Here is a 13,140-nt window from a genome sequence, read left to right on the forward strand (position 1 = left end):
TCGTTTAACATAAGAAGGAATCTATCTCTAGAAATGTTAGTGTTTTCAAGTTGTTAGATAGAATAGTTCAGATTTCTACTGAAATCAATAGATTCATGAAAAGATATAATATTCAATAAATGCTATATTAAACGGTCTTATCATGCGAATTAATCTGCTTGTATTAATTTGAAATATAAAGTACTTTCTCTGTAATATAATTGAAACATGTTACTAGTATATTAAAATTAGTAAGAATTTTTTGCATATACGAAACTGGGGGAGTGATATGTTGAAAGCATTTGGAAAAATATTCAAAGTCATTAGAGAATCAAAAAAAATGTCCCTGAAAGAGGTAGCTGCTGGTGATATTTCCGTAGCTCAGCTATCCCGTTTTGAACGGGGAGTTAATGGGATCACACTTGATTCTTTTTATTGCTGTTTAAAAAATATGGCCGTTTCCCTAGAGGAGTTTCAGTATGTTTACCATAATTACATTGATTCAGATGATGTGCTGTTTTCAAAAAAAGTAGCTGATGCATATCAGGAAAACAATGTTGTCAAGCTCCAAAATATTTTGTCAAGCTCAGAAGCTTTGACCGAACAGTTTCCTGAGAAGAAAAACTATAAACTCAATACGATCATTGTCAGAGCTCTTCTGTCTTCCTGTTGCTCAGATTTTCAGATTAGCAAGAAGGATATAGAATTCCTGACGGATCATCTCTTTTCTGTTGAGGAGTGGGGACGTTATGAACTCTGGCTTTTTACAAACAGTGTTGATTTGATGACCTTGGAAACGTTGGAAACCTTCGCTAGTGAGATGATCAATCGTACCCAGTTTTATAACAACCTACCTGAAAATCGCCGCCGTATTATCAAGATGCTACTTAATGTCATTAGCGTCTGTATAGAAGGAAACCATCTGCTAGTTGCTATGAGGTTTCTCAATTATCTCGACCACTCTAAAATCCCTGAAACAGATCTATATGATCGAACGCTGATTAAGTATCATAGGGCTCTGTATGCCTATAAGGTCGGGAATACTAATGCTCTCAGTGATATCGAGCAATGCCTATCTTTTTTTGAATTTTTAGATTCCTTTGGTGTTGCCCAAAAGCTTAAAGAACAGTTTGAAAGAATTTGCCTTTCATAGTTGTAGATGTGCAACAAAAAAAGATCATTTTGAAAAATATACTAGAATAAGGGCATAACTTTATACTAAATTCAGAAGGAGGTTTTATGATGGAGAAAAAGATTCATTATAAGATGCATAAAGTTAAGAAAAACTGGGTAGCCATTGCTTTGACTACCTTGGCACTTATTGTAGCACCAAAGGTACTTGGTCTAGAACCAGGCGTTGTCCATGCGGATGATGTAAAGCAGGTTGTGGTTCAAGAACCTGCTACAGCTCAGACTAGTGGTCCGGGTCAGCAAACTCCAGCCCAAGCTAACGTAGCTTCTGAGAAAGAAGCAGAAAAAGCAACCCCTGCAGACAAGGTGACAGGCGATGTTGCTGCTAGTGAAAAACCTGCTAAACCAGCAGAAAATACGGAAGCAACAGTTCAAACCAATGCTCAAGAGCCTGCTAAACCAGCAGATACGAAAGAAGCATCTACAGAAAAGGCTGCTGTTGCAGAAGAAGTTAAAGCTGCTAATGCAATCACAGAAACTCCTAAAACAGAAGTAGCAGAGCAGAATAAACAAGCAGGGCCAACAACTGCCCAAGACCAAGAAGGCGACAAACGAGAAAAATCGGCTGTTGAAGACAAGATTGTTGCAAATCCAAAGGTTGCAAAGAAAGATCGCTTGCCCGAACCTGCTCAAAAACAAGGAGCAGTAGCTGAAAGAATGGTGGCAGATCAGGCTCAACCTGCACCTGTAAATGCTGACCATGATGATGATGTCCTATCTCATATTAAGACCATTGATGGTAAAAATTACTATGTTCAGGACGATGGTACAGTTAAAAAGAACTTTGCAGTTGAACTTAATGGTAGAATACTTTATTTTGATGCAGAAACTGGTGCCTTAGTTGATTCAAATGAATATCAGTTCCAACAAGGAACCAGCAGTCTCAATAATGAATTCTCCCAAAAGAATGCTTTCTATGGTACGACTGACAAGGATATTGAAACTGTAGACGGTTATTTGACAGCAGATAGCTGGTATCGTCCAAAGTTCATCTTAAAAGATGGAAAAACATGGACGGCTTCGACAGAAACAGACTTACGTCCTATTTTGATGGCTTGGTGGCCTGATAAACGTACTCAGATTAATTACCTCAACTATATGAACCAGCAAGGTCTGGGAGCAGGTGCTTTTGAAAACAAAGTTGAACAAGCTCTCCTGACAGGAGCTTCTCAGCAGGTTCAGCGCAAAATTGAGGAAAAAATTGGTAAAGAAGGCGATACCAAATGGTTGAGAACGCTGATGGGTGCCTTTGTCAAAACCCAGCCAAACTGGAATATCAAGTCAGAGTCTGAAACAACTGGTACTAAAAAGGACCACTTGCAGGGTGGAGCTTTGCTTTATACTAATAATGAGAAGAGCTCTCATGCTGACTCTAAGTTCCGTCTGCTTAACCGTACCCCTACTAGTCAAACAGGTACACCTAAGTACTTCATTGACAAGTCAAACGGTGGTTATGAGTTCTTGCTCTCTAACGACTTTGACAATTCTAATCCAGCTGTTCAGGCCGAACAACTCAACTGGTTGCATTTTATGATGAACTTTGGAAGCATCGTAGCCAATGATCCGACTGCTAATTTTGATGGAGTTCGTGTCGATGCGGTGGACAATGTCAACGCAGACTTGCTCCAAATCGCATCTGACTACTTCAAGTCTCGCTACAAGGTTGGAGAAAGTGAAGAAGAAGCTATTAAGCATTTGTCTATCTTGGAAGCTTGGTCTGATAACGATCCTGACTACAACAAAGATACTAAGGGTGCTCAACTAGCAATTGACAACAAGCTACGCTTGTCCTTGCTTTATTCATTCATGCGTAATCTATCTATCCGTAGCGGAGTAGAGCCAACGATTACAAATAGTCTAAATGACCGTTCTTCTGAAAAGAAAAATGGCGAACGAATGGCTAACTATATCTTTGTTCGGGCTCATGATAGTGAAGTACAAACTGTTATTGCCGACATCATTCGAGAAAATATCAATCCAAATACGGATGGTTTGACCTTTACCATGGATGAACTCAAGCAAGCCTTCAAGATCTACAACGAAGATATGCGCAAGGCGGACAAGAAATATACGCAGTTCAACATCCCAACTGCTCATGCTCTCATGCTCTCCAATAAAGACTCTATCACTCGGGTCTACTATGGTGATCTCTATACCGATGATGGTCAATACATGGAGAAAAAATCTCCTTACCACGACGCTATCGATGCCTTGTTGCGTGCTCGTATTAAGTATGTAGCAGGTGGACAAGACATGAAAGTCACATATATGGGTGTACCTCGTGAGGCTGATAAATGGTCTTACAATGGTATTTTGACTTCTGTCCGCTACGGTACTGGTGCCAATGAAGCAACAGATGAAGGAACAGCAGAAACTCGTACTCAAGGGATGGCTGTGATTGCTTCAAACAACCCTAACCTCAAGTTAAATGTATGGGATAAACTGCAAGTCAATATGGGAGCAGCCCACAAGAATCAATACTATCGCCCTGTACTTTTGACGACCAAAGATGGTATTTCCCGTTATCTAACTGATGAAGAAGTGCCGCAATCTCTCTGGAAGAAGACAGATGCTAATGGTATTTTAACCTTTGATATGAATGATATCGCAGGCTACAGCAATGTCCAAGTTTCTGGATATCTGGCTGTTTGGGTACCAGTTGGCGCTAAGGCAGATCAGGATGCTCGTACAACAGCAAGCAAGAAGAAAAACGCTAGTGGTCAAGTTTATGAATCTAGCGCAGCTCTTGATTCTCAGTTGATTTACGAAGGCTTCTCTAACTTCCAAGACTTTGCAACCCGCGATGACCAATATACCAATAAAGTCATTGCTAAAAATGTCAACCTCTTCAAGGAATGGGGAGTAACTTCATTTGAGCTACCACCTCAGTATGTATCTAGCCAAGACGGTACCTTCTTAGATTCTATCATTCAGAATGGTTATGCCTTTGAAGACCGCTACGATATGGCAATGAGCAAGAACAATAAATATGGTTCTCTAAAAGATTTGCTCAATGCTCTTCGTGCGCTTCACAGTGTCAATATCCAAGCCATCGCGGACTGGGTACCAGACCAAATCTATAACCTACCAGGTAAGGAAGTAGTAACAGCAACACGTGTCAACAACTATGGAACCTACCGTGAAGGCGCAGAAATTAAGGAAAAACTCTATGTAGCTAATAGTAAGACCAATGGGACTGATTTCCAAGGTAAATACGGTGGATCCTACTTGGATGAGCTTAAAGCTAAATATCCAGAGATCTTTGAACGAGTACAGATTTCCAATGGTCAAAAGATGACAACAGATGAGAAGATTACCAAGTGGTCGGCTAAGTACTTCAATGGTACCAATATCTTAGGTCGTGGTGCTTACTATGTTCTTAAAGACTGGGCTAGCAACGACTATCTCACTAACAAAAATGGCGAGATCGTATTGCCTAAGCAATTAGTTAATAAGAATGCTTACACAGGATTTGTTAGTGATGCCAATGGTACCAAGTTCTATTCAACTAGTGGTTATCAAGCTAAAAATTCCTTTATCCAAGATGAAAATGGAAATTGGTATTACTTCGATAAACGAGGTTATCTTGTAACAGGTGCTCATGAAATTGATGGCAAGCACGTTTATTTCTTGAAGAATGGTATTCAACTTCGTGATTCTATCCGTGAAGATGAAAATGGTAATCAGTACTACTATGATCAAACTGGTGCCCAAGTTCTCAACCGTTACTACACTACTGACGGTGAAAATTGGCGTTACTTTGATGCCAAGGGCGTTATGGCTCGAGGTCTTGTCAAGATAGGAGATGGACAGCAATTCTTTGATGAAAACGGCTATCAGGTTAAGGGCAAGATTGTGAGTGCTAAGGATGGCAAACTTCGTTACTTTGACAAGGATTCAGGAAATGCTGTTATTAATCGTTTTGCTCAGGGTGATAACCCAAGTGATTGGTACTATTTTGGAGCAGATGGAGTTGCTGTGACAGGTCTTCAAAAGATTGGTCAACAAACACTTTACTTTGACCAAGATGGCAAGCAAGTCAAGGGGAAAGTAGTAACTTTAGCTGATAAATCCATCCGTTACTTTGATGCTAACTCAGGAGAAATGGCAGTCGGCAAGTTTGCAGAAGGTGCCAAGAGCGAATGGTATTACTTTGACCAAACTGGAAAAGCAGTGACAGGTCTTCAAAAGATTGGCAAACAAACACTTTACTTTGACCAAGATGGCAAGCAAGTCAAGGGTAAAATCGTGACACTTTCAGATAAGAGTATCCGTTACTTTGATGCTAACTCAGGAGAGATGGCAACCAACAAGTTTGTCGAAGGTTCCCAAAATGAGTGGTATTATTTTGATCAAGCTGGAAAAGCAGTGACAGGTTTGCAGCAGGTTGGTCAACAGACTCTCTATTTCACGCAAGACGGCAAGCAAGTCAAAGGAAAAGTTGTTGATGTGAATGGAGTTAGTCGATATTTCGATGTCAATTCAGGAGAAATGGCTCGAAGCAAATGGATTCAACTTGAAGATGGAAGTTGGATGTATTTTGACCGCGATGGTAGAGGTCAAAACTTCGGAAGAAACTAATCGAATGTAGCTCAATAAAAATCAAACTTTATCTGACGATATACAAAAACGATAACTCCTTTAAAGGACGTTATCGTTTTTTGCCTGTTTGGAGAATAAATGACAATTGAAAAGAAAGAAGGAATCATTGGAAACTGAAATGAATTAACAAGAGATTCCATATTGGAATAATCTTTTTCTGCACTCTATTGTGACATTCAAAGCAATGAGGATTCTATTTTTAAAGTTTGGAAATCCAAAAGCGTTTCGTTTGCGAATAATGACGCGGTTGTTAGTAGTTTCTATTTTTTAATTTGTACATTTGAGAGAAGAAAGATTTTGCTTGATTATTCATAGAGGAGCTATTCTTCACAAAAAGGCTCCATCGATGCAATAGTGTTTTACTATCTATAGAAATTATAGAGCCGAAAAATCTAGGAAATCATCGCTTTTTTCATAAAAAAATGGTATAATGAAGGGTATGAAATATCACGACTATATATGGGATTTAGGTGGTACCCTATTGGATAATTATGAGTCTTCTACAGCAGCCTTTGTAGAAACCTTAGCCCAATATGGAATAGAGCAAGAACACGACCGTGTCTACGAAGCTTTGAAGGTTTCGACAGCTTTTGCCATTGAGAAGTTTGCACCAAATATCGAGGGGTTTTTAGAGAACTACAAAGAAAATGAAGCGCGTGAGCTAGAACATCCAGTTTTGTTTGAGGGAATTCCAGAATTACTCAAAGACATTTCGGACAAGGGTGGCCGCCATTTCTTGGTTTCTCATCGAAATGACCAAGTACTAGAACTTCTTGCTAAGACCCAGATAGCGAACTACTTCACCGAGGTGGTGACTGCTAGTTCTGGCTTTAAACGGAAGCCAGATCCTGAGTCCATGATTTATTTACGTGATAAATATCATATTACATCTGGTTTGGTCATTGGTGACAGAAATATTGATGTAGAAGCAGGTAAAGCTGCTGGCTTAGATGCCTATCTTTTTAATAACGTTGCGACATTGAGACAAGCAATAGACATGTAAGAAAAGGGAAAAAATGACAGAAGAAATCAAAAATCAACAGGCACAAGATTATGATGCCAGTCAAATTCAAGTTTTGGAGGGACTTGAAGCTGTTCGTATGCGTCCAGGTATGTATATTGGATCGACTTCAAAAGAAGGTCTTCACCATCTAGTATGGGAAATAGTTGATAACTCAATTGACGAAGCTCTAGCTGGATTTGCCAGTCACATCCAAGTCTTTATAGAGCCTGATAATTCCATCACCGTTGTGGATGATGGGCGTGGAATTCCTGTTGATATTCAGGAAAAAACTGGACGTCCCGCTGTTGAGACTGTCTTTACAGTTCTTCACGCTGGAGGAAAATTCGGCGGTGGCGGATACAAGGTTTCAGGAGGATTGCACGGTGTAGGTTCATCAGTAGTAAACGCTCTTTCAACTCAACTAGATGTCCATGTTCACAAAAACGGTAAGATTCATTACCAAGAATACCGTCGTGGTCATGTTGTTGCTGATCTTGAGGTGGTTGGAGATACGGATAAAACGGGAACAACAGTTCACTTCACACCAGATCCAGAGATTTTTACAGAAACAACAACTTTTGACTTTGAAAAATTAAACAAACGTATTCAAGAACTAGCCTTTTTGAACCGAGGTCTTCAAATCTCCATCACAGATAAGCGTGAAGGTCTCGAACAGACTAAACATTACCACTATGAGGGTGGGATTGCTAGCTACGTTGAATATATCAACGAGAACAAGGATGTTATCTTTGATACACCAATCTACACAGACGGTGAGATGGATGATATCACAGTTGAAGTAGCCATGCAGTACACAACCGGTTACCACGAAAACGTCATGAGTTTCGCCAATAACATTCACACCCATGAAGGTGGTACGCATGAGCAAGGTTTCCGTACAGCGCTGACACGTGTTATCAATGATTATGCTCGCAAGAATAAACTGCTAAAAGACAATGAAGACAACCTAACAGGGGAAGATGTCCGTGAAGGCTTGACAGCAGTTATCTCAGTTAAGCATCCAAATCCGCAGTTTGAAGGACAAACCAAGACCAAACTGGGGAATAGTGAAGTAGTCAAGATTACCAATCGCCTCTTCAGCGATGCCTTCTCTGATTTCCTTATGGAAAATCCACAGATCGCCAAGCGTATCGTGGAAAAAGGAATCTTGGCTGCCAAGGCTCGTGTGGCTGCCAAGCGTGCGCGTGAAGTCACGCGCAAGAAATCTGGATTGGAAATTTCCAATCTTCCAGGAAAACTAGCAGACTGTTCTTCGAACAACCCTGCTGAAACCGAACTCTTCATCGTCGAAGGAGACTCAGCTGGTGGATCAGCCAAATCTGGTCGTAATCGTGAATTCCAAGCTATCTTGCCAATTCGTGGTAAGATCTTGAACGTTGAAAAAGCTAGCATGGATAAAATCCTTGCCAACGAAGAAATTCGAAGCCTTTTCACAGCCATGGGAACAGGATTTGGTGCAGAATTTGATGTAACTAAGGCTCGTTACCAAAAACTCGTTTTGATGACCGATGCCGATGTTGATGGAGCCCACATTCGAACTCTCTTGCTAACCTTGATTTATCGCTATATGAAACCAATCTTAGAGGCTGGTTATGTCTACATTGCCCAACCACCAATTTATGGGGTTAAAGTTGGAAGTGAGATCAAAGAATACATTCAACCTGGTGCAGATCAAGAAATTAAACTCCAAGAAGCCTTAGCACGTCATAGTGAAGGGCGTTCAAAACCAACCATCCAACGTTATAAAGGTTTGGGAGAAATGGATGACCACCAATTGTGGGAAACAACCATGGATCCTGAACATCGCTTGATGGCGCGTGTTTCGGTAGATGATGCTGCCGAAGCAGATAAAATCTTTGATATGTTGATGGGGGATCGAGTAGAACCTCGTCGCGAATTTATCGAAGAAAACGCTGTTTACAGTACACTTGACGTCTAAAAAATGTGGGAAATAGTTCCCTTGGTTTAAAAAATATGATATAATCATTACGATTGTTTCTAGTATAAAAGGAGTTTGATATGTCTAATGGACAACTAATTTATCTAATGGTTGCGATTGCAGTCATTCTGATCTTAGCTTATGTAACAGCCATCTTTTTACGTAAGCGTAATGTAAGCAGATTAACGGCCCTTGAAGAAAGAAAAGAAGAACTCTACAACCTTCCTGTAAATGATGAGGTTGAAGCCGTTAAAAACATGCACTTGATTGGTCAAAGTCAGGTGACCTTTCGTGAATGGAATCAAAAATGGGTTGATTTATCTCTGAACTCATTTGCTGATATTGAAAATCACCTCTTTGAAGCTGAAAGCTACAACAATTCTTTCCGTTTCTTTAAGGCAACACACAAACTTGATCAAATTGAGAGCCAAATCGGCTTGATTGAAGAAGATATTGCAGCTATTCGCAATGCTCTCTCAGAACTTGAAAAACAAGAATCTAAGAATAGTGGCCGTGTCCTTCATGCCTTGGACTTGTTTGAATCCCTTCAACATACCGTTGCAGAAGATTCAGAGAAATATGGTAAGGCCCTTCCTGAGATTGAGAAACAATTGGAAAACATCCAATCTGAATTCTCTCAATTTGTTACCTTGAACTCATCAGGTGACCCAGTTGAAGCCGCAGCAATTCTTGATTCAACTGAAAATCATATTCTTGCTTTGACACACATCGTTGAGCGAATTCCAGCTCTTGTTGAAACCTTGACAAAGGAACTGCCAGAACAATTAGCAGATTTGGAAGAAGGCTATCGCAAGCTGTTGGATGCCAACTATCACTTTACAGAAACAGATATTGAGTCTCGTTTCCAACTTTTGCATGAATCTTTGAAGAATAATCAAGAAAACATCCGTCAGTTGGAATTAGACAATGCAGAGTATGAAAATAATCGCATCCAAGAAGAAATCAACGCACTTTATGATATCTTCACTCGTGAAATTGCAGCTCAAAAAGTGGTTGAAAGTCTTCTTGCTACATTACCAACTTATCTCAACCACTTGAAAGAAAATAATCAGGTGCTTGTTCAAGACCTTGAACGCTTGACTAAAACCTACCTTCTTCCTGAAAGTGATGGCAATCATGTTCGTCGTCTTCAAGCAGAATTGGCTGCACTTGATACGGCAATCATGGAAGTAACAGAGGATCAAGGTGAGTCAACACAAGCCTACTCTGCTCTTGAAGAACAGTTGGAAATGCTTCAAAGCAACCTCAAGGATATAGAGGATGAGCAAATCTCTGTTAGCGAACGACTTGCCCAAATTGAAAAAGACGACCTCAATGCTCGCCAAAAAGCAAATGTCTATGTGAACCGTTTGCATACTATCAAACGTTACATGGAGAAGAGAAATTTGCCAGGTATTCCTCAAAGTTTCTTGAAACTTTTCTTTACTGCAAGTCATAACACAGAAGATTTGATGGCAGAGTTAGAACAACCGCAAGTGAATATTGAATCGGTTAAACGCGTTCTTGAAATTGCAACAAATGATATGGAAGCACTTGAAACAGAAACCTATGATATCGTTCAATATGCAACCTTGACGGAGCAACTCTTGCAATACTCAAACCGTTATCGTTCATTTGATGAGCGTATCCAAGAGGCCTTCAACGAAGCGCTTGAAATTTTTGAAAAAGAGTTTGACTACCAGGCATCATTTGAAAAAATTTCACAAGCCTTGGAAGTTGCTGAACCAGGAGTTACAAACCGTTTTGTAACTTCATATGAGAAAACACGTGAAGCGATTCGTTTTTAAAAATAGAAGCTTAGAAGATTTCTAAGCTTTTTTATTTTCCTAAAAAAAGACAGAATCCCTGTTTATCATTGAAATAATAGCCTCGATTTGATATGATGGAAATATGAAAAAAAATAGAGCGAAACGTGTTTCTCACGATAAAACGAGAAGGCTATTGCTTTCCCTTGTTGGAATCTTAGGAATTGCTACGATTCTATTAGGGAGTGCTATTGGTTATAAGCTACTACAAAAGCAATCTTACGAACAAAAAATTGAAGCGCTAAAAAGCGAAAAGGACCAGCAATTCAACTCAGGTAGTCAGAAGGACCATTTTCGAAAAGGTCAAGCTGAGGTGATTGCCTACTACCCTCTTCAAGGAGAGGAAGTCATTGCGTCTGTTAGAGAAAAAATCAACCAGGATATCAAAGAAAAGCTGGAAGATAAAGAGGATTTGGTCTTTTATTATACTGAGCAGTTGGACCCAGTCTTAAAGGGAGTTGTTGCTCGTAGTATCAGTAAGCAAGTCTACGATTTGTCTGCATCAAAGGTTGAAGAAAAAGAAAAGACTTCTTTAGGGAAAATTTTCTTGACTGAAGATGGGAAAGATTTTGACCTCAGCAAACTCTTCAAAGATGCAAGTAAGGCTAAGGAACTCTTACTGAGTCAAATCAAATCAACTCTAGAAGATAAGAAACTTGACCAGGCAAAAATTGATCAAGTTATAAAGAGCTTCACAGACCAAGAATTGACATCTTGGAGCTTTGATTATAAGGATAGTCAAATCATCCTTTATCCTGCTAATCCAGGGGAGACTCTGGAGGAAATTGCCTTACCAATATCCAGTTTCTTTGATGTATTGGAGTCCTCTTATCTATTAGAAAAGGATGCTGAACTTTACCAAGCATACTTTGCTAAGAAAAATAAAAAAGTTGTAGCCTTGACCTTTGACGATGGTCCAAATCCTACTACAACCACGCAAGCTTTGGATACTTTAGCTAAATATGGTGTAAAAGCAACCTTCTTTGTACTTGGTAAAAACATTGCAGGTAATGAAAATCTTCTAAAACGAATGAAATCAGAAGGTCATGTTGTAGGAAACCACAGCTGGAGTCATCCCGTTCTTTCACAACTTTCGCTCGAAGATGCAAAAAAGCAAATCACTGATACAGAAGATTTGTTAACTCAAGTTTTAGGATCAAGCTCTAAACTGATGCGCCCACCTTATGGTGCCATCACTGATGATATTCGAAACGGCCTTGATTTAAGCTTCATCATGTGGGACGTGGATAGTTTGGACTGGAAGAGTAAAAACGAGACAGCCATTTTGACAGAGATTCAACGTCAGGTTCGCAATGGTTCCATCATCCTCATGCATGATATTCATGGTCCTTCTGTTAATTCTCTACCAAGTGTTATTGAGTATTTAAAGGGTGAAGGGTATACATTTGTGACCGTTCCTGAATTGCTCAATTCTCGCTTAAAAGCTCACGAGATCTATTACGATCGTGATCAATAATTGTTAAAATCTAAAGGGGCAAGTGTTCTGATAATCAGGATTTTGTTTCTTTAGATTTTCTTCACATAGAAAGGAAAAACGATGAAATCTTACACCCTTAATAATGGAATTTCAATTCCTGTACTAGGATTTGGAACATGGAAAGCTGAAAATGGAGAGGTGGCCTACCAAGCCGTTTTAGAAGCCTTAAAGGCCGGCTATCGTCATATCGATACTGCAGCTATCTATAAAAATGAGGAAAGTGTTGGTCGTGCTATTCGAGATAGCGGTATTCCAAGACAAGAAATTTTTGTAACGACCAAACTCTGGAATACCAATCACAGCTATGATGAAGCTCGCCAAGCATTTGAAGAATCAATGAAAAAACTGGGATTGGATTATCTAGATTTGTACCTTATCCATTGGCCAAATCCAAAACCTTTAAGAGAAAATGACGAATGGAAAACTCGCAATGCTGAAGTCTGGAGAGCGATGGAGGACCTTTACCAAGAAGGCAAAATCCGTGCTATCGGCGTTAGTAATTTCCTTCCCCATCATTTGGATGCCTTGCTTGAGACAGCAAGAGTCATTCCAGCGGTCAATCAGGTGCGCTTGGCACCAGGAGTTTATCAAGAGGAAGTGGTTGACTACTGTAGAGAGAAAGGAATTCTCTTAGAGGCTTGGGGACCTTTTGGCCAAGGAGAGTTGTTTGAACAGAAAGAAGTCCAAGAAATTGCTGCTAAGCATGGGAAATCAGTGGCTCAAATTGCCTTGGCTTGGAGTTTGGCAGAAGGCTTTTTACCCCTACCTAAGTCAGTGACAGCCTCTCGCATCCAGAGCAATCTTGACTGTTTTGGAATTGAACTCAGCAAAGACGAGCGAGAAATCTTAAAGACAATTTCAGTGACTTCGGGCGCACCTCGTGTGGATGAGATGGATTTTTAGTTTGTGAAATCTATTTATACTGAAATAACAAAGACTAGGAATTTTAAATCCTAGTCTTTTTGTGTATAAAAAATCTAAATTGTTTGTATAATAAAATAATTTTATGGATTGAAATATAGGAACGAATTTAGAAAATATTGGTTTGATGGAGCAAATAACACGAATGATAAAATTAAAT

General features: G+C 39.7%; 7 protein-coding genes. All 7 read left to right on the plus strand.

The features are described from left to right. Window positions 1–268: 268 nt before the first annotated feature. The 7 genes from HMPREF2655_RS06020 to HMPREF2655_RS06050 all read left to right on the plus strand — a co-directional run bounded on the left by HMPREF2655_RS06020 (window position 269) and on the right by HMPREF2655_RS06050 (window position 12,962). Entirely contained in the window at window positions 269–1,132 is an 864-nt protein-coding gene (locus HMPREF2655_RS06020) for a helix-turn-helix domain-containing protein (RefSeq protein ID WP_000909920.1), read from the plus strand. Window positions 1,133–1,218: 86 nt separating this feature from the next. Beyond that, window positions 1,219–5,751 (plus strand): glycoside hydrolase family 70 protein, encoded by a 4,533-nt coding sequence (locus HMPREF2655_RS06025; protein WP_070838118.1) that lies wholly within the window; start codon window positions 1,219–1,221, stop codon window positions 5,749–5,751. Between the two features lie 460 nt (window positions 5,752–6,211). Next, a complete protein-coding gene (locus HMPREF2655_RS06030; RefSeq protein ID WP_049520806.1) occupies window positions 6,212–6,775 on the plus strand; it encodes an HAD-IA family hydrolase in 564 nt (187 codons plus the stop codon). 13 nt (window positions 6,776–6,788) lie between these two features. Then, entirely contained in the window at window positions 6,789–8,735 is a 1,947-nt protein-coding gene (gene gyrB / locus HMPREF2655_RS06035) for a DNA topoisomerase (ATP-hydrolyzing) subunit B (RefSeq protein ID WP_070838120.1), read from the plus strand. An 80-nt stretch (window positions 8,736–8,815) separates the two neighbouring features. Continuing rightward, entirely contained in the window at window positions 8,816–10,543 is a 1,728-nt protein-coding gene (ezrA, locus tag HMPREF2655_RS06040) for a septation ring formation regulator EzrA (RefSeq protein ID WP_070838122.1), read from the plus strand. A gap of 103 nt (window positions 10,544–10,646) precedes the next feature. After that, window positions 10,647–12,038, plus strand: a complete 1,392-nt coding sequence (gene pgdA / locus HMPREF2655_RS06045; protein ID WP_070838124.1) for a peptidoglycan-N-acetylglucosamine deacetylase PgdA — start codon at window positions 10,647–10,649, stop codon at window positions 12,036–12,038. A gap of 81 nt (window positions 12,039–12,119) precedes the next feature. Continuing rightward, window positions 12,120–12,962: an aldo/keto reductase gene (locus HMPREF2655_RS06050; RefSeq protein ID WP_070838128.1), complete on the plus strand. Its 843-nt coding sequence runs from the start codon at window positions 12,120–12,122 to the stop codon at window positions 12,960–12,962. Window positions 12,963–13,140: the final 178 nt, after the last annotated feature.

Origin of the sequence: Streptococcus sp. HMSC066F01 (assembly GCF_001837335.1) — a bacterium.
GTDB classification, from domain to species: Bacteria; Bacillota; Bacilli; order Lactobacillales; family Streptococcaceae; genus Streptococcus; species Streptococcus oralis_S.